Source organism: Rathayibacter tritici, from assembly GCF_002932875.1.
Lineage (GTDB): Bacteria > Actinomycetota > Actinomycetes > Actinomycetales > Microbacteriaceae > Rathayibacter > Rathayibacter tritici.
Window position 1 is genome coordinate 1 of sequence record NZ_PSWS01000012.1, and the last position, 18,152, is coordinate 18,152.

The window sequence follows — 18,152 nt, forward strand, 5'->3', positions numbered from 1 at the left end:
TGGCATTGAACATAGTGCACGCTGTTGAGTTCTCAAGAATCGGACACACCCCGCCTCCACACCGAAAACGATGCTTCACAACGAGAGTGATCGAAAGATGTTGCTGCTTGCGTCATACGCAGATACTCGGTTAGACTAGGAGAAGTTTCTTTCTCTTTGTCGCCGTGGCAACTTGTATAACCTAGCACATCCGCTGGCCGTGTCAAATCCGGCTTCTTTGCCCTGTTGTCGCACCCGGAGGTGCCCCAACATTGCTCGGTAGAAGACTGACGTCCTCGACCGGGCGGCCAAGATACTGGATCCGAGGGATCCGGCGAAGGTATGGCATCCGTTCGGCAGGCCTGCCCCGAGAGGCTGTCTTACCGAGTGGATGGTCCCGATTGAGGCCGGGACGTGGGAGCTGCTGCTCTTTCCGTTTCCCTGCGGCCTATGTGGCGACTCGGAATAAGTTACGCAGCGATCGCGGCGCTGTCAAACGGGAGCCGGAAATGGCTCATCCCGGGCGTGTCGTCCTCGGGCTCGTCCCTGCACGCCCCGCTCTGCTGCATCCTCGGTCCCCCACCAACGAGGAGGAGCGCGCGGCCCGGATCACTCCGGTACCACGCGCTCCTCCTGGGGCAGTCGAGGACTACGCGCCGATGCCGACGGCCTCCGCGGAGACATCCGCACCGGGCGCCGACGGCTCCAGCGCCTCGGCGACGCGCTGCGAGAGCGACGAGTCGACATTCGCCCAGTACTGGAGCACGCGCTGACGGAGCTCCGGACGCGTGACCTTCGATACGTGGCCAGCGATGTTCGCGACCAGACGGGCACGCGCATCGTCGTCGAGAACGTCGCGGTAGAGCGTTCCGGCCTGGCCGAAGTCGTCATCCTCAGGGTGCAGGGTCGCCGCTGCGCGCGTCAGTTCACCGTCGGTGCTCCAGCCGGCCGACTCCGCCGCCCGGGCGGGATCGGCGTGAGCGCCGCCCTGCGAGTTCGGCGCGTAGACGGGCACCTCGGACTTCTGAAAGTCGAACCGCATGGGGCCGTCCTTCGAGTACGAGTGCACCGGCGATTTCGGCGCGTTCACCGGCAGCTGGGCGTGGTTGGTCCCCACGCGGTAGCGGTGCGCGTCGGCATAGCTGAAGATGCGCGCGAGGAGCATCTTGTCGGGGCTGGCCGCGATCCCGGGTACGAAGTTCGACGGGGCGAACGCCGCCTGCTCGATCTGCGCGAAGTAGTTCTCAGGGTTGCGGTCGAGCGTCATCGTGCCGACTTCGATCAGCGGGTAGTCGGAGTGAGGCCAGACCTTGGTGAGATCGAACGGGTTGAAGCGGTAGCTCTTCGCGTCCTCATACGGCATGACCTGCACCGACAGCGTCCACGAGGGGAAGTCGCCGCGGTCGATCGCGGAGGACAGGTCGCGGATGTGGAAGTCCGCGTCCTCTCCGGCGATCTGGTCGGCCTGCTCCTGGGTCAGGATCTCGACGCCCTGGTCGGTCTTGAAGTGGTACTTGACCCAGAAGCGCTCGCCGGCCGCGTTGATCCACTGGTAGGTGTGCGAGCCGAAGCCGTCCATGTGCCGCCACGAGGAGGGCAGTCCGCGGTCGCCCATGAGCCAGGTGACCTGGTGAGCCGACTCGGGCGAGAGGGTCCAGAAGTCCCACTGCATGTCGTGGTCGCGCAGGTGGCTGCCGGGCAGGCGCTTCTGCGAGCGGATGAAGTCGGGGAACTTGATGCCGTCGCGGAGGAAGAAGACAGGGGTGTTGTTGCCGACCAGGTCGTAATTGCCCTCGCTCGTGTAGAACTTCAGCGCGAAGCCGCGGGGGTCGCGCCAGGTGTCCGGCGAACCCTGCTCACCGGCGACGGTCGAGAAGCGCGCGAGCATCTCCGTCTCGACTCCGGGCTGAAAGAGCGCGGCGCGGGTGTAGGCGCTGACGTCGGCGGTGGTGGTGAACAGACCGAAGGCGCCGCCGCCCTTGGCGTGGACGACGCGCTCCGGAATGCGCTCGCGGTTGAACTGTGCCAGCTTCTCGACGAGGTAGTGGTCGTGGAGCGCGAGGGGTCCGTCGGCTCCGACGCTCAGCGAGTGGTCGTCGCTGGCGACCGGTGCTCCGGAGTTCGTGGTGGTGAATCGTTCCTCGGTCATGTTCCTCCTGTCGGCGAAGGGCGCGAGCGCCCGCCGCTGCGGTGTAGCGAATGGTGGTCAGTGGGCCGAGGCCAGGCAGTCGGGGCAGGTGCCCCAGAACGTGACGTCGGCAGTGTCGACGGCGAAGCCGCTCGCGGTCTGCGGGTGCAGGCACGGCGCCTCCCCGACGACGCAGTCGACATCGGCGACGGCCCCGCAGCGTCGGCAGACCACGTGGTGATGGTTATCGCCGACCCTCAGCTCGAACCGGCGGGGGTGACCCTCCGGTTCGATGCGGCGGACGATCCCGGCGTCGGTGAATGCCGAGAGCACTCCGTAGACCGCCTGCGCCGAAGCCTCGGGGAGGCCTTCGCGCACCCGGGCCAAGACCGCCTCGACCCCGGAGTGCGGGTGCTCCTGAAGAGTGAGAAGCACCGCCCGCCGGGTGGCGGTGACCTTGAGCCCGGAGGCTCGGAGCCGCTGGTCCAGTGTCGCCATGACGAGGACACTACCGAGTTGTCTTGAACGGATCAAAACAACGGGTGGCATGGCGCGCTTTTCACGGTGAACGGTGCGGAACGCTACGGCGACTCCGCTCGGGCCGCGGAGGCTCCGCTCAGGCGACTGGGCCCTCGACCAGCACGACCTGGGCCGAGCGGGCGGCCCCCGTAGCGCCGGTCCACGAGATCGTCACCGACTCGCCGGGCTCGCGCTGGGCGAGCAGGGCCGACAACTCGGCTGCGGAACCGACGGCCACGCCATCGACGGCAGTGACGATATCGCCCGCCTCGAGGCCCGCCTTCGCGGCCGGTGTGTCCTCGATGACGCCGCCAATCAACGCGCCGGAACCGGTGGTGGCCGGCGCGCGGGACGTCCGCGACGGTGTGGCCGCCGAAAGGGAGACACCGAGGAAGGCGGGATAGCCGATCTCGACGGTCCCGGTGTCGGCACCCGCCTCGATCGTGGTGACGATGTCGAGGGCCGTCGCGATCGGGATGGCGAAGCCGGTGATGTCGGCCGTGCCGCTCGACGCGGCGGTGTTGATCCCGACCACGCGGCCGGCGGAGTCGACGAGGGGGCCGCCGGAGTCGCCGGAGACGATGTCGGCATCGACCTGGAGGAGACCGGTCAGCGTCTCCTCCGAGACGCCGGACTCGGAGCGGGTGGTGATCTGCTGGTTCAGGGCCGTGACCACTCCGGACGCGGCGACCAGGTCGCCGGTGCCACCCGCGTTCCCGACGGCGGTCACGGCATCGCCCACGGCCACTCCGTCGGTGTCGAGGGTGGCGCGCGTGAGACCGGAGGCGTCCTTCAGCTGCAGGACAGCGATGTCGTTCGTCGCGTCGGTGCCGACGACACGGGCGGTGTAGCTCCGCCCGGTCAATTCCACCGTGACCACGATCGCGGTGGCGCCCGCGACGACGTGATTGTTGGTGAGGATCATGCCGTCGGAGGTGAGGATCACGCCGGTGCCGGCCGAGCTGGCGCCCTGGTAGCTGAGCGCGGAGGTGATGGTGACGACGCCGGCGGTCTGCGCGGCACTCGCGGCGACGACGCCGGTGCTGCCGGAGGCGCCGGTGGCGGACTCGACGGAGGAGCCGCCCCGCAAGGATCCGCCCTCAACGGTCGATCCACCCCAGTAGGGGGAGATCGCGTAGCTGCCGGACGGCCCGCGGGATCCCCCCGGATCCACGGTCGTGGTGCCCCGGGAGGCCGAGGAGGCCGCCTCAGTGCGGCCGGCGTACGAGACTCCGCCCGCCGCCACTCCGATCAGCACGGCGAGCCCCAGGCCGCCGGCGATCATCGCGCGACGACGGTCGCGACGAGCGAGGGCGCGTCGTGCGTCGGCGCTCGTCGCCTCGGCCGGGGCGGACTGGTCGGTGACCTGTCGCTCGTCGAATTCGTGTCTCTCGTTCATGGTGTCGTCCTCGTGCCGGGGTCGCCCCTGGCGGCGACCGGTCCCCATTCCATGCCCGGCCTCCCCACACCGGCTGGGTGTCGCTTAAGCGGTTCCTAAGAGCGCTGGCGACGATGGATAGTTGTGGCGACAACGACAAGCGGATAGCGTCGCTGCGGTGACCCCGCCTCCTCCTCCGACCTGCTCGCCCCCGACACCGCAATGGGCGCGGTGACTCTCCGCGTCGCCCTGAAGCACGCCTCGCCGCGCAGCGCCGGCCTCGTCCACACGGCGATCCTCATCGAGACGGAGGCGGCCCTCGCTGCGGCCGTGTACAGCGTGGCGACCCGGCACCCCGGCTCCTTCACCGGCAGCTCCGACCACCTGGTCAGCAAGGCCTTCTCCTTCGACGACCCCGAGCACAACGGCGTCGAGCTCTACTGGGACCGCGACCGCACGCAGTGGTCGTGGACGCACGGGCGGATCTCTTCGTCTCGGCGGGCGGCTACCACCACCACATGGCGATGACTACGTGGAACTCGGCGGGCGCCGGACGTCGGCAGCAGGCCCTCGGCCTCGGACAGGTCGAGATCGCGGTGCCCGGCGCCGATGACCTCGGCGCGCTCGGCGAGCGGCTGGCCCGCTCCGGAGTCGCCACCCGCGAGGACGGCCGCACCCTCGCCTTCGAGGACCCCTGGGCGAACGCGATCCGCGTCACGACCACCTGAGCCGCCGCCGATCGCCAGGATCCCCGCAGGTACGATGGTCGCGCGGAAGACCGCACTCCCCCGAGATCCCGGAGAACACGGTGCCCACGATCGTCGTTGAAGTCATGCCCAAGGCCGAGCTGCTCGACCCGCAGGGGAAGGCCGTGGCCGGCGCACTCGCGCGGCTGGGCCACTCCGCTCTGCACGGCGTGCGGGTGGGCAAGCGCTTCGAGATCACGGTGGACGAGGTGACCGACGAGGTGCGCGCCTCGGTGCAGGCGATCGCCGACGAGATGCTCTCGAACTCGGTGATCGAGGACGTCGTCGGGATCCACTACCCGGAGCAGGCCGCCCGATGAGGATCGGCGTCATCACCTTCCCCGGCTCGCTCGACGACCGCGACGCCCAGCGCGCCGTCCGCTTCGCGGGCGCGGATCCGGTCGCGCTCTGGCACGGCGACCACGACCTCGACGGGGTCGACGCGATCGTGCTGCCCGGCGGATTCTCGTACGGCGACTACCTGCGCTGCGGCGCCATCGCCTCCCACTCGCCGATCATGCGCGAGGTGATCGACGCGGCGAACGCCGGGACGCCGGTGCTGGGCATCTGCAACGGATTCCAGATGTTGACGGAGGCGCACCTGCTGCCGGGCGGCCTGATCGCGAACGACGTCGGATCCTTCGTCTGCCGCGACCAGCGCCTGCTCGTCGCGAGCACCGAGACCGCCTGGACGAACGGCTTCGAGCCCGGCCAGGAGATCACGATCCCGCTCAAGAACGGCGAGGGCGGCTACATCGCCTCGGCCGAGACTCTGCTCGAACTGGAGGCGGAGGGACGCGTCGTCGTCCGCTACCTCGGCCACAACCCGAACGGCTCGATGAATGACATCGCCGGCATCAGCAACCGGCGCGGCAACGTGGTGGGGCTCATGCCGCACCCGGAGCACGCGGTCGAGGAGGGCTTCGGGCCGGACACTGCCGCGGCGATGCGCTCGGGCGTCGATGGGCTGACCTTCTTCACCTCGGCGCTGCGCTCGCTGATCGCCTCGGTCTGAGGCGGCACGATCCACGAAAGACGGATCAGGCCGCGACGAGCTTCGCCAGGTACGTCGCGGGCTTGAGAGACAGGCGCGGCTCGGCTTGCCGGAAGGCGTGAAGGGCGGTGACCTGCTTGCGTGGTTCGATCCCGCGCTCCGCGAGCAGACGACGACCCCACTCGACCGCAGAGGCGACGGCGGCCGACGTGCTCGACGTTCCTTCGCCGAAGATGGCGACAAGCTCCTCGGCCGGATCTGCGTGGTCGCCGAAGAAACCGCTGAGGGGAGATGCCATCGTGAGTTCCCTTCTCTCGTTGTGAGGTGCGCGGCGAGGACGGCCGCGCACCTCCATCATCGACGCCTGCTGGTGGAGCTGCCATCAGCCGGACGTACCTTCTTGGCCGCTGTCGGGGCGGTGTCCGGGCGTTCTTCGCGGCGGGGCGCGCTCACGGACCGGTGAGCACCTCCGGCTCGGGGTTCATCGAGATGGTGGGGATCGAGGCGGTGATCACGGTCCCGTCGGAGCGGCGGGTGCCCTCGATATCGGAGGTGGTCGGGGCGCCGTGCAGGCGGCGGCCCTGATGGGTGAGCGGCACGCGCACGGGGCTGCCCGCCGCGACGTGCACGCGCTCGTCGCGGACGGTGATCGCGGCGGAGTCGCCGGTCTCGACGCTCAGTACGACCTCCGTCTGCGTCACCTCGACGCGCACGCGCGTGCCGTGGAGGGTGATGCGGAAGACGAGGCGCTCCCAGTCGTCGGGCAGGCGCGGGTCGAGCGTGATCCGGCCGCCGTGGTCGCGCATCCCGCCGAAGCCGTAGACCAGGGCACTCCAGACACCGCCGGTGGAGGCGACGTGAATGCCGTCCGCCGTGTTGCGGTGCAGATCGGCGAGGTCGACGAAGAGCGCCGACAGGAAGTAGTGGCGGGCGAGGTCGCTGTAGCCGACCTCGGCCGCGATGATCGACTGCACGACGGCCGAGAGAGTCGAGTCGCCGGTGGTCAGCGCGTCGTAGTACTCGAAGTCGGCGCGCTTCTGCTCCGCGGTGAACTCGTTGCCCTGCAGCAGCAGCGCGAGCACGACATCCGCCTGCTTGAGCACCTGGAAGCGGTAGATCACCAGCGGGTGGAAGTGCAGCAGCAGCGGGCGCTTACTCGCCGGAGTGTTCTCCAGGTCCCACAGCTCCTTCTCGAGGAAGGCCGCGTCCTGCGGGTGGATGCCCGCCCGGGCGTCGAAGGGGATGTGCATCTTCTCGGCGGCGCGCGCCCACTCGAGCACCTCGCCCTCATTGAGAGCGAGGCGGTCGGCCATCCGCTCGTACGCGGCCGGCTCGACGGCCCTGAGCAGCTCGACGGCACGCGCGGCCGAGCGGAGGTTCGACCGGGCCATGACGTTCGTGTACAGGTTGTCGTTAACGACGGTCGTGTACTCGTCCGGTCCCGTCACTCCGTGAATGTGGAAGTGGTCGTCGCCGTTGCTGCGCCAGAAGCCCAGGTCGGCCCACATCCGCGCGGTCTCGACCAGGATGTCGATCGCCCCGCGAGCGAGGAAGTCGTCGTCTCCGGTCGCGCCCACGTACTGCATCAGCGCATACGAGATGTCGGCGTCGATGTGGTACTGCGCGGTGCCGGCGGCGTAGTACGCCGACGACTCCTGCCCGTTGATGGTGCGCCACGGGAACAGCGCGCCGCGCTGGTTCAGCTCCGCCGCCCGCGAGCGGGCCGCCTCGAGCATGTTCTGGCGGAAGCGCAGGGCGTTACGGGCGACGAGCGGCGCCGTGTAACTGAGGAACGGCAGGACGTAGACCTCGGTGTCCCAGAAGTAGTGGCCGCCGTAGCCGGAGCCCGAGACGCCCTTGGCCGCGACTCCGCCGCCGTCGGTGCGGGCGGTGGACTGCGCGAGCTGGAAGAGGTTCCAGCGGGTGGCCTGCTGGATCGCGGGCTGGCCGTCGAGCTGCACGTCGGAGCGGGTCCAGAAATCGTCGAGCCACTCGCGCTGCTTGGTGAACTGCTCCTCCACCGGAGTCTCGCGGGCGCGGTCGAGCGTGCGGTCGCAGCGATCGGCGAGCTCGCGCACGGGCACGCCGCGGGAGGTGTGGTAGGTCAGCGTCTTGACCAGGCGCACCGGTCGGCCGGCCTTGGCCTGCACCCGGTAGACGTGCTTGGCGAGGTCGTCGTCGATCTGCGAGGTCTGGTCCCACTCGTTCTCGGTCTCGAGCTGGTGCTCGGCGCCGCACGCGACGGTCATCTGCGAGTTGGTGGTGCGGTAGCCGAGGAGATAGCGCGTGCCGCTCACGCGCTTGAGGCGGGGCTGGAGCACCCGATCCTCGAACGACTCCGCCTGGCGCGGGTCGAAGCCGGCGCCCTCGCTGCCGGAGGGGGCGTGGTACTCGTCGACTCCGTCCTGCCGGTTGAGGATCTGGCTCGAGATGAGCACGGAGGCGTCGGCGTCGAGCATCTCGACCTCGTAGTCGAGGATCGCGAGGTGCCGGTCGGTGAACGAGACCAGGCGACGCGAGCGGAGCAGGACGCGCTTACCCGACGGGGTGCGCCACTCCAGCTCGCGGGTGAGCACGCCGTTCGCGAAGTCGAGGCGCCGTGAGTACGCGAGGACGTCGGCCTCGCTCAGCACGAACGGCTCGTCGTCGACGTAGAGGCGGACGATTTTCGCGTCGGGCACGTTGACGATGGTCTGGCCGACGCGGGCGAAACCGAACGCCTCCTCCGCGTGGCGGATCGGCCAGGTCTCGTGGAACCCGTTGATGAACGTCCCGTAGGCGTAGCCGTCGCGCCCCTCCTCCACGTTGCCGCGCAGGCCCAGGTAGCCGTTGCCGGTGGCGAACAGCGTCTCGGTGCGGCCCTGCAGCTCGGAGGCGAACTCGGTCTCGACGAGGGCCCACTCGTCGATCGGGAAGCGGTTCCGGTCGAGCGGGTCGGAGGTGATGGGGTTCATGCGGCGTCCTCGGGGGCGGTGGGGAGGAAGGGGAGCAACTCGGCCAGGTCGTCCACGACCAGGTCAGCGCCGTGCTCGAGCAGGGTGTCGGCGCCGACTCCGCGGTCGACACCGACGACGAGGCCGAAGCCGCCCGCGCGGCCCGCAGCGACTCCGGAGTGCGCGTCCTCGAGAACGGCGCAGTCGGCGGCCGCAAGGCCGAGGAGTTCGGCCGCGTAGAGGTAGGTGTCCGGCGCGGGCTTGCCGACGATCGAGCGCTCGGCCGCGAGCAGTCCGTCCACGACGACCTCGAAGCGCTCGCGCAGGCCCGCGGCCTCGAGCACGGGCACGCCGTTGCGGGAGGAGGTCACGACAGCGACCTGCACGCCCGCGGCGATCGCGGCGTCGACGAAGCGGAGCGAGCCCAGGTAAGGCGCTACTCCCTTCTCGGCGAGGGTGCGGTTGAAGGCGTCGTTCTTGCGGTTGCCGAGCCCGCAGACGGTCTCGAGCGACGGGTCGTCCCCCGGTGTGCCCTCGGGCAGGGTGATGCCGCGCGAGGCGAGGAGCGCCCGGACACCGTCGTAGCGCGGGCGGCCGTCGATGTACCGGAAGTAGTCGGCGTCGGTGTAGCCCTCGGCGACGCTGCGCGAGGAGAGGTAGTCGGTGAACAGCCGTGACCAGGCCTGCATGTGGACGTCGGCGGTCGGCGTCAGCACTCCGTCGAGGTCGAACAGGAGCGCGCGCAGGCCGCGAAGGGCGGAGGCATCGGGGCGCATCGGGGATGCAGTCACGGCGGGGGGACCTCTGATCGGGGGCAGGCGTTCGGCGGTTCCGCCGATGACGGTCGTCCGCCGCGGACTGGACGTATCGTATACGCCCCCCGGTCGCCGTGTGGAACCGTTTACACGTCCGTCATCTCTGCGCCATCCAGGGTGCCGATCCGCGCCGCGGCGGGGCGATATCGCCCGAGCGGAAGCATCAGCGGGGGTGCCCCCAGTCGGGTCGGTGAGGACGCGGGTGTCGAGGAAAAACCCGGCGAGCACCGCCGCCTCGGGCGCTCTCCAGCCTCGGTGACAGACGTCAGGCCGTCGCGAGCTTCTCGACAGTGCGGAGGTTCCGCGTCGTGGTGGTCGAGCGGTAGGCGGAGCGGGCGAGGACCTTCGCGACGGGAGTGTCCGTGGAGGATCCGCGCGGGCAGCGCCAGTAGAGGACGTCGACACCGCGGGCGACCAGCTCGACCGCCGGGTCCGGATCACCGATCGCCGCCTGCGCGGCGTCGAGCGCGGCCTCATCGGAGCCGAAGACGACGTAGGGGTGCGCCTCGTCGTCGATCCGCGGAAAGGGGTAGGCAGCGAGCACGGCGGCGAGCGCCTCCTGCGTCACGAGCACGATCCAGGCGTCGTAGCCGAACCGCTCGGCGAGCGCCGCTTCGAGCGCGGGCTTCAGCTCGGCGACGGGGCGGTCGGAGTCGAGAGCCGCGTTGCCGCTCGCCAACACCGTCCGCACCCGCTCCCCTCCGACGCCGGCGACCGTCTCGGCGAGCTCCGCGTTGCGGACCGTCCGTCCGTTGACATTCACTCCGCGCAGGAGGGCGATAAAACGGGTCATGCGGCCGACGGTAGCGTGAGGGCATGGCGCTCGGAAGCGGACGACGACCCCGGCGGAGCCTCGAGGAGGAGATCCTGCTCGCGAGCGAGCGTGGATCGGGCGCGAGGACGCGCGCGGAGCTGGTGCCTCCCTCCGGCCGCCGCCTGGTGCTGCCGCCCGGATCCGGCACGCTGCTGCGCGTCGATGCGGGTGCCCTGGTGTCCCTCGCCGCGCAGGAGGACCTGCTGATCGCGCTGGAGCGGCGGCCCGGCGAGCACGCGGTGGCCGCGACTCCGCTGCTCTCGTGGTGGTCGGCGACCCCGTCGGTGCCCGGCGAGGAGGAGGAGCGCAGACTCGACGCGCTCGTGCTGCGGACGGTGGAGCTCGGGGCGGGGCCTGCGGAGGACGTGGATTCGCGGCTGCGGGAGCTGGCGCGCGTGGGGGACCTCGACGCGCTCGGCTCGGCGCTGGCACTGCTGGCGCGCATCCCGGACCCGCCGGCGGCGTTCCAGGATGGGGACGGCTTCCTGCGTGTGATGGTGCCGGAGTCACCGTTCGAGCGGCGGCTCGAGGTGCTCACGGAGGCGCAGGGCACAGCGGGAGCGCTGCTGGTGCTGCTCCGGAACTGCGCGTTCACGGCGACTCTGCCGCGGCGACGCTCGGCGATCGCGGCGATGAACGAGCGGGTGCGGGCGAGCGCGGAACCGGGGCGACTCGACTCCGCCCGGCTGGACCGGCTCGCGGAGGCGGTGGACGCGGCGCTGGACAAGCGCTGGACCGTGCTCTGAGGGCCCGCCTCCTCCCGCCTGTCGGCCGCTCCGGCACGCGTGAGCATGTTGGGCTCGCGGAAATACGTTCGGCTCGTAGGAACGGGCGGATTCGGCGAGCCGAGCGCGAATCCACGAGCCGGAGTTCAACGCCAGCGCGCCCCCGGATGAATAGGGTGGTCGGATGCCTCTCACCGGTCTCGACCTCCGCCGCTTCCCCGCCGCCGTCACCGCGGACGGCGGACCCGACTCCGCCACGGCCGCGTGGGCGACGGCGATCAACTCGGGCTTCCACGAGAAGGAGTTCACGCCCGAGAAGCTGCGCGACTGGGCCGAGCACATGGTGGCCGACCAGCGCGTGCTCACCGCGGTCCTCGACTCCTCGGCCCCCGAGGGGCTGGACGGCGAGGGAGTACCGGTGGGCACCTACGCCGCCTTCCCTGGGGCGCTGCAGGTCGGTCGCGGGCGCGAGCTGGCGGCGCACCTCGTGTCGCAGGTGACCGTGCGACCCACGCACCGGCGCCGCGGCATCCTGCGCGCGATGATCACCGAGGACCTGCGCCTGGCGAAGGAGGCCGGCACGCCGGTCGCGGCGCTCACGGCGAGCGAGGCCTCCATCTACCGCCGGTTCGGCTTCGGCCGCTCGGCCTTCACCCGCTCGATCCGCGTCGACACGGGGCCGCGCTTCGGTCTGCAGACCGAGCCCGCGGGTCGCGTCGAGGTCGTGTCGACGAGCTGGCTGAAGCCGCGCATCCCGGAGGTGTTCGCCGCCTTCCAGGCATCGACCCCCGGCTCGCTGACCCGTCAGTCGCGCTACGAGGCGAACTCGGTCGGGACCGCGTCCGGCGAGACCACGCCCGGCCTCGACGTCCGCTCGGCCGTGCACCTCGACGACGACGGAACCCTCGACGGCTTCGTGACGTACCGCGCGGTCGGACCCGAGGACGACCACACGCTCGAGATCGTCGACCTCGTCGCTCCCAGCGCCGACGCCTACCTTGCGCTCTGGGGCTATCTCGGCGCGGTGGACCTCGCCTCCGCGGTCACCTGGGACATGGCTCCCGTCGACGACCCGCTGACCTGGGCCCTCCGCGACGCGCGCGTCGTTCAGGTGCGGCACGTGGGCGACCTGATCTGGCTGCGGATCCTCGACGTCGCCACCGCGTTCTCGGCTCGGCCGTGGACCGCGGACGACACAGTGGTGGTCGAGGTGACCGACGGGCTGGGGCTCGCCGGCGGGCGTTATCGGATCACCGCGGAGGGCGGCTCCGGCACGGTGGAGAGCACGGAGGACGACGCCGAGCTGTCGCTGGACGTGGCGGACCTGGGATCGCTGCTGCTGGGCTCCGTACGGCCGTCCATCCTGGCGCGCGCCGGGTTGGCGCGGCTCGTGGGAGATCAGGAGCGGGTGGACCGGCTGTTCGCGCCGGTGGCGACTCCGTACTGCATCTCGTTCTTCTAGGCGGCTTGTTTTTCTCGGGGGCTCGCCGGGGCCGGGCGTGCGATTCGCAGGACATCCGTGCACAACCGAGCACTTTTCCCTGCAAGATTCGGTGCGACGTCGAGATCCCCTGCGAATCGCACAGGCCCCTGCAGATCGCACACCCGGCGGCCCGGACTGCCAGCCTCCTCCGGGCGTCCGCGCATCCCGCGTCGGTCATGCTGGAGGATCCCGTCCCCGACACCGCCAGGAGTTCCGCGTGGGTGCATCAGTCATCGTCGACGTCATCGTCGTGCTGAGTCTCATCGGCGCGCTCGTCGACGGAGTGCGGCGCGGCCTTCTCCGCACCCTCGGTGGCCTCGCGGGGATCGTCGCCGGCGCGATCGGCGCCTCCTTCGCCGTACCCGCCGTCTCGTCGTGGGCGGCCGGCAGCGAGTGGCGCCTGCTCGCCGTGATCGGGACCGCGGTGCTGCTGCTGGGCGTCGGCTACGCGATCGGAGCAGCGTTGGGCGCGATCATCGGCCGCGGCGCGGACAGAGTGAAGCTCGGCCTGCTCGACCGGCTCGCGGGAGGCGTCGCCGGCCTAGCGATCAGCGGCCTGGTCTGGATCGCCGTCACCTCGGCCGTCTCCCTCCTCGGCGTCCCCCTCCTCACCACCTCCGTCGCCGGCTCGACCGTGGTCCGCGCAATCGACGACCTCACTCCCTCCCCCGTCCGCGCCTTCCTCGCGCAGCTCCAGTCGACCGTCGTCGACGAGGGCACCTCCTGGGTCGTCGAGGCGCTCGACGCGCCGACGCAGGCACCCGTCATCCCGGATGTGGCGACTGATGACCCGGAGGTGGCCGCCGCCACCCGCTCGGTCGTGCGCGTCTCCGGCACGGCCTGGGCCTGCGATATCGGAGTGACGGGCAGCGGCTTCGTCGTCTCGGACGACCGCGTGATCACCAACGCGCATGTGGTGGCCGGAGTCTCGGAGCCGGTCGTCGAGGCCCCGGGCGAGGCACCGCGCACTGGCCGGATCGTCTACCTCGACCCGGCCGCCGACCTCGCCGTGATCGCCGTCACCGGGCTCGACGCGTCCCCGCTCCCGCTCGACGACGCCGTCGCGGCCGGAGACGACGCCGTCGTCGCGGGCTACCCCTTCGGTGGCCCGCTGACGGTCGGCTCCGCGGAGGTCTCCTCCGACGCGACGGTTTCGCTGATGGTCGACGGAGCGCCGACCTTGCGCGAGGTGCTGACGCTCGCCGCGGTGGTCAACCAGGGCAACTCGGGCGGTCCCCTGCTCTCGCTCGAGGGCACCGTCTCTGGTGTCGTCTTCGGCAAGGCCGCCTCGGTCGACAATGTCGGCTACGCCATCCCGCTCACGGCGCTCTCACCGGTGGCGGCGCAGGCCGCCTCCCTGACGGACGCCGTCGATCCGGGGGCCTGCCGTTCGACGTGAGCGATCACGGCAGCGGACCGCCCGTCAGCACGAGCGTGAGGTCGTCGAGCCGCACCGTCTCGGGGTGCGCCGACTCAAGATAGGCGGTGACCCGCGGATCGACCGGGAAGCGCGACGACGGCGCGATGGCGATAGCGACGATGCCGGTGGAGGACGGATCGGTCGTCACGCGGTCCCCGAGGTAGGGCACGTAGACGCCGGACGACATGCCCTGCGCGAGCACGAGGCCGCCGTCGAGCCCGCGCTCTCGCAGCACGTCGGCCACCCGCGCGATCCCGGTCGGGCGCTCCTCGGCGATGCCCGCAGAGGTGGCGGCCGCGACCACGATGGAGGCGGCCAGCAGCACGGCGCCCGACCCGCGCGGGACCAGCGCGGGCAGCAGGATCCCGCCGCGCAGCGCCTCCGCGATGCCGATGCCCGCCAGCGCACACAGCAGCCAGGCCCACGCCGCGTAATAGTGCGGCAGCGCCACCGAGCTGACGACCACGTGGAACACCAGCAGGAGCAGGGTCGCGCCCCCGAGGTACAGCACCAGAGCCCGACGCCGCGGAGCGAGCAGGGCCAGCAGGGCGCCCAGGAGCAGCACGGCGAGCGCCACCGGGCCGATCCCGGCGAGCATGAACCAGAGGTTCGCCCACCACGGCGGGAAGACGTACGCGGACCCGGCGACCTCGATCAGGTGGCCGATGGCGTTGTGCTCGGACTGGAAGTCGAGCAGGTACGGAATCGCCTCGACCGGGTGAACAGGCAGGTAGGCGAGGACCCCGGTCACGACGAACGCGACCGCGAAGGCGAGGGCGCCCCGGAGGGCCCGGCCGCGACTCCCCGAGCGCAGCAGCGGCAGGAGGAACACGGGCACGAGGACGGCGGTGGTCAGCTTCGAGGTGACCGACAGGGCCAGCAGCGCGCCGGCCAGGGCGATCAGCCAGCCGCTCCGCCTGCCGGGCGAGGCGCGCGACCAGGTCCACGCCGCCGCCATCGCCGCGACGGCGAACAGCACCATGAACGGCTCCAGCAGGGCGAGCCGGTCGATCCGGGTGCCTGCGCCCACGGCGGTACGCGGGAAGAGGAGGAACAGTCCGGCCGGGATCAGCGCAAGCGTCGAGCCGAGCTCGCTCCGGAACCACAGCCAGAGGATCGCGCCGGTGAGGAAGGCGGCCGTACCGGCGGCGATTCTGCCCGCGAGCAGTCCCTCGCCGAGGAGCACCTGCGCCAGCCCGATCAGGTACTTCGCGACCGGTGGATGCTCGAGGTTCGCGCTCACGTCACCGTGGAGGTAGTCCCACCCGGCGGCGAGGTACACGGGCTCGTCGGAGGAGATGTTCGCCGCGCTGAGGTTCCCGAAGCACTGGTAGAGCGCCCACAGCACGGTCCCGATCAGAGCCGCCCGCTTCACCCGCCCGATCCTAGGCGCCGACGCCCGCACCGCCCGCTCGCCCGGGCCGAGGCGGCGGCGCCGGGTAGGATCGACGCGCATCCCGTCCCCCTCCCCTGGAGCCTCCAGCACATGGCAGACAGCCGCACCGCCGTTCCCGACACCACTGCGAACGCGGAGGCGACGCCCGAGCGGGAGCAGCCTTACGCGGCCCTCGGACTCAAGCCCGACGAGTACGCGAGGATCCGCGAGATCCTCGGCCGGCGCCCCACCAGCGGCGAGCTCGCGATGTACTCGGTGATGTGGAGCGAGCACTGCTCCTACAAGTCGTCCAAGATGTACCTCCGCCAGTTCGGGCAGAAGGTCTCGCCCGCGATGAAGAAGAACCTCATGGTCGGCATGGGCGAGAACGCGGGAGTGGTCGACGTCGGCGAGGGCTGGGCGGTCACCTTCAAGATCGAGAGCCACAACCACCCCAGCTACATCGAGCCGTTCCAGGGAGCGGCGACCGGAGTCGGCGGCATCGTCCGCGACATCATCTCGATGGGCGCGCGGCCGGTCGCGGTCATGGACGCGCTGCGCTTCGGAGCGATCGACGACCCGGACACCGCCCGCGTCGTGCACGGCGTCGTGGCCGGCATCTCCTTCTACGGCAACTGCCTCGGCCTGCCGAACATCGGCGGCGAGACGTACTTCGACTCCGTCTACCAGGGCAACCCGCTCGTGAACGCGCTCGCCGTCGGCGTCCTGCGCCATGAGGACCTGCACCTCGCGAACGCCCGCGGCGTCGGCAACAAGGTGGTGCTCTTCGGGGCGCGCACGGGAGGCGACGGCATCGGCGGCGCGTCGATCCTCGCCTCCGACACCTTCGCCGACGGTGGACCGACCAAGCGCCCCGCGGTGCAGGTCGGCGATCCGTTCGCCGAGAAGGTGCTCATCGAATGCTGCCTCGAGCTGTTCCGCAAGGACCTCGTCGAGGGCATCCAGGACCTGGGCGCGGCGGGTATCTCGTGCGCCACCTCCGAGTTGGCGTCGAACGGCGACGGCGGCATGTTCATCTCGCTCGACTCCGTGCTGCTGCGCGACCCCTCGCTCACGGCGGAGGAGATCCTGATGTCGGAGTCGCAGGAGCGGATGATGGCCGTCGTCCGGCCCGACAAGCTCGACGCGTTCCTCGAGGTCGTCGGCAAGTGGGACGTCGAGACCAGCGTGCTCGGCGAGGTCACCGACTCCGGCCGCCTGATCATCGACTGGCACGGCGAAGAGATCGTCAACGTCGACCCGCGCACCGTCGCCGTCGACGGGCCGGTCTACGAGCGCCCGATCGCCTACCCGATCTGGCTCGATGCGCTCCAGGCCGACTCCTCCTCCCGCCTGCCCCGGTCGAGCGACGGTGACGCGCTGCGCGCCGAGACCCTGGCGCTTCTGGGCTCCGCGAACCTGGCCGACAAGAGCTGGATCACCTCGCAGTACGACCGCTACGTGCTCGGCAACACGGCGCTGAGCTACCCGGACGACGGCGGCATGGTCCGCGTCGACGAGGAGTCGGGCCTGGGCTTCGCGGTCGCGACCGACGCGAACGGCCGTTGGTGCCAGCTCGACCCCGCGCAGGGTGCGCGCCTGGCGCTGGCCGAGGCGTTCCGCAACGTCGCGGTCACCGGAGCGACGCCGGTCGCCGTCTCGGACTGCCTCAACTTCGGCAGCCCCGAGAACCCGGAGGTGATGTGGCAGTTCCGCGAGGCCGTGGGCGCCCTCGCCGATGCGTGCCTCGAACTCGAGATCCCCGTGACCGGCGGCAACGTCTCGTTCTACAACCAGACCGGTGACGTGCCGATCTTCCCGACTCCGGTCGTGGGCGTGCTCGGCGTGATCGACGACGTCGCCCGCCGCATCCCCTCCGGCTGGCAGGACGAGGGCGACAACCTCTACCTCCTCGGCACGACCCGCGACGAGCTCGACGGCTCCGCGTGGGCCGGCACGGTGCACGACCACCTCGGCGGGCTGCCGCCGCAGCTCGATCTGGCGGCTGAGCGGGCGCTGGCCGAGCTGATCTCGGCGGGCGCGAAGGAGTCGCTGATCGCCTCCGCCCACGACCTCGCCGACGGCGGGCTTGTGGTCGCGCTGGCCGAGTCGGCCCTGCGCTTCGGCGTCGGGGCGCGCATCTGGCTCGGCGAGCTGATGGAGCGCGACGGCGTCGACGCGACGGCCGCGCTGTTCTCGGAGTCGACGGGCCGCGTGCTCGTGTCGGTGCCGCGCGAGGACGACGTGAAGTTCCGCGGGCTCTGCGAGGGCCGGGGCTACCCGGTGCTGCGGATCGGCGTGACCGACGCGGCGACTCCCGCGGTCGAGGTGCAGGGGCTGTTCACGCTGCCGCTGGACGAGCTGCGCGCCGTCAACAGCGCCGTGCTGCCGCGCCACTTCGGCTGAGCGCGCACGGGCGTCGCGAGCCCGGCCCACCCTCCCGCCACTATCCAAAAGTTGTCGCACTCGACGCCGAGTGCGACAACTTTTGGATAGTGGCGCTTACGGTGCCGGTTGCGCCCGGTCGGCTGCCGCGGTCGGGACAGTCGGCACGGGCCGCGCAGCCGAGTCCGAGCCCGCGGCGGGCGGCTCTCCGGCGACGGATACCGTCGACGGCGCGGCGACCGGGCTCGTCTCCCCGACGGGGTTCGGCGCCTCAGCCGTGCAGCCGGCCAGCAGGACCACCGTGGCAAGGGCGATGAGGAGGCGCTGCGTCGTCCGGACCATTCCGCGACTCTAACTCGGCACCCGCACGCGCGGGCAGCACCGCGCCCGACGCCACCCCCTGACGAGCGCCACCGATTGACCTCCCCCGTCGATCACAGCCATACCGAACACCTGTT

Annotated in this window: 15 protein-coding genes and 1 pseudogene; 7 read left to right on the plus strand and 9 right to left on the minus strand. The window is 70.9% G+C overall.

What is annotated here, in order from left to right; all coding sequences use genetic code 11:
* Nucleotides 1-628 precede the first annotated feature (628 nt).
* The 3 genes from C5D07_RS02225 to C5D07_RS02235 all read right to left on the minus strand — a co-directional run bounded on the left by C5D07_RS02225 (nucleotide 629) and on the right by C5D07_RS02235 (nucleotide 4,025).
* On the minus strand, nucleotides 629-2,128 hold the full coding sequence (locus tag C5D07_RS02225) for a catalase (RefSeq protein ID WP_104258572.1): 1,500 nt from the start codon (nucleotides 2,126-2,128) through the stop codon (nucleotides 629-631).
* A 57-nt stretch (nucleotides 2,129-2,185) separates the two neighbouring features.
* On the minus strand, nucleotides 2,186-2,605 hold the full coding sequence (locus C5D07_RS02230; RefSeq protein ID WP_104258573.1) for a Fur family transcriptional regulator: 420 nt from the start codon (nucleotides 2,603-2,605) through the stop codon (nucleotides 2,186-2,188).
* A gap of 118 nt (nucleotides 2,606-2,723) precedes the next feature.
* Complete coding sequence (locus C5D07_RS02235) at nucleotides 2,724-4,025, minus strand: S1C family serine protease (RefSeq protein ID WP_249028154.1); 1,302 nt, start codon at nucleotides 4,023-4,025, stop codon at nucleotides 2,724-2,726.
* A gap of 201 nt (nucleotides 4,026-4,226) precedes the next feature.
* Here C5D07_RS02235 and C5D07_RS02240 point away from each other — a divergent pair.
* From C5D07_RS02240 to purQ, 3 genes and pseudogenes are all read left to right on the plus strand, one after another.
* Nucleotides 4,227-4,732, plus strand: a pseudogene (locus C5D07_RS02240) (VOC family protein).
* Nucleotides 4,733-4,812: 80 nt separating this feature from the next.
* Entirely contained in the window at nucleotides 4,813-5,070 is a 258-nt protein-coding gene (gene purS, locus C5D07_RS02245; RefSeq protein WP_068256025.1) for a phosphoribosylformylglycinamidine synthase subunit PurS, read from the plus strand.
* Nucleotides 5,067-5,765, plus strand: coding sequence for a phosphoribosylformylglycinamidine synthase subunit PurQ (gene purQ / locus C5D07_RS02250; RefSeq protein ID WP_104258574.1), 699 nt, complete (start codon nucleotides 5,067-5,069; stop codon nucleotides 5,763-5,765). Before purS ends, purQ begins: the two co-directional genes overlap by 4 nt.
* A 25-nt stretch (nucleotides 5,766-5,790) precedes the next feature.
* Here purQ and C5D07_RS02255 read toward each other — a convergent pair whose 3' ends face one another.
* The 4 genes from C5D07_RS02255 to C5D07_RS02270 all read right to left on the minus strand — a co-directional run bounded on the left by C5D07_RS02255 (nucleotide 5,791) and on the right by C5D07_RS02270 (nucleotide 10,285).
* Nucleotides 5,791-6,042, minus strand: a complete 252-nt coding sequence (locus C5D07_RS02255; protein ID WP_104258575.1) for a hypothetical protein — start codon at nucleotides 6,040-6,042, stop codon at nucleotides 5,791-5,793.
* Nucleotides 6,043-6,193: 151 nt separating this feature from the next.
* Complete coding sequence (locus C5D07_RS02260; protein ID WP_104258576.1) at nucleotides 6,194-8,698, minus strand: glycoside hydrolase family 65 protein; 2,505 nt, start codon at nucleotides 8,696-8,698, stop codon at nucleotides 6,194-6,196.
* Entirely contained in the window at nucleotides 8,695-9,453 is a 759-nt protein-coding gene (locus tag C5D07_RS02265) for an HAD family hydrolase (protein WP_104258577.1), read from the minus strand. The genes C5D07_RS02260 and C5D07_RS02265 overlap by 4 nt, the downstream gene beginning before the upstream one ends.
* 304 nt (nucleotides 9,454-9,757) lie before the next feature.
* Entirely contained in the window at nucleotides 9,758-10,285 is a 528-nt protein-coding gene (locus C5D07_RS02270) for a DUF1697 domain-containing protein (protein WP_068256040.1), read from the minus strand.
* Nucleotides 10,286-10,308: 23 nt separating this feature from the next.
* Between C5D07_RS02270 and C5D07_RS02275 the strand changes: the two genes are divergently transcribed.
* The 3 genes from C5D07_RS02275 (at nucleotide 10,309) to C5D07_RS02285 (ending at nucleotide 13,913) form a co-directional block, all read left to right on the plus strand.
* Entirely contained in the window at nucleotides 10,309-11,052 is a 744-nt protein-coding gene (locus tag C5D07_RS02275) for a DUF2254 family protein (protein WP_104258578.1), read from the plus strand.
* 163 nt (nucleotides 11,053-11,215) lie between these two features.
* Nucleotides 11,216-12,493 carry a GNAT family N-acetyltransferase gene (locus tag C5D07_RS02280; RefSeq protein ID WP_068256046.1) on the plus strand — a complete coding sequence of 426 codons (1,278 nt, stop codon included), beginning with the start codon at nucleotides 11,216-11,218 and terminating at the stop codon, nucleotides 12,491-12,493.
* A gap of 238 nt (nucleotides 12,494-12,731) precedes the next feature.
* Nucleotides 12,732-13,913, plus strand: a complete 1,182-nt coding sequence (locus C5D07_RS02285; RefSeq protein ID WP_104258579.1) for a MarP family serine protease — start codon at nucleotides 12,732-12,734, stop codon at nucleotides 13,911-13,913.
* Between the two features lie 4 nt (nucleotides 13,914-13,917).
* Here C5D07_RS02285 and C5D07_RS02290 read toward each other — a convergent pair whose 3' ends face one another.
* Entirely contained in the window at nucleotides 13,918-15,390 is a 1,473-nt protein-coding gene (locus C5D07_RS02290; RefSeq protein ID WP_104258580.1) for a glycosyltransferase family 39 protein, read from the minus strand.
* Between the two features lie 30 nt (nucleotides 15,391-15,420).
* Between C5D07_RS02290 and purL the strand changes: the two genes are divergently transcribed.
* A complete protein-coding gene (gene purL / locus C5D07_RS02295) occupies nucleotides 15,421-17,715 on the plus strand; it encodes a phosphoribosylformylglycinamidine synthase subunit PurL (RefSeq protein ID WP_068256055.1) in 2,295 nt (764 codons plus the stop codon).
* Nucleotides 17,716-17,811: 96 nt separating this feature from the next.
* Here the strand turns inward: purL and C5D07_RS02300 are convergent, their stop codons facing one another.
* Nucleotides 17,812-18,036, minus strand: a complete 225-nt coding sequence (locus tag C5D07_RS02300) for a hypothetical protein (RefSeq protein ID WP_068256058.1) — start codon at nucleotides 18,034-18,036, stop codon at nucleotides 17,812-17,814.
* Between the last annotated feature and the right edge of the window lie 116 nt (nucleotides 18,037-18,152).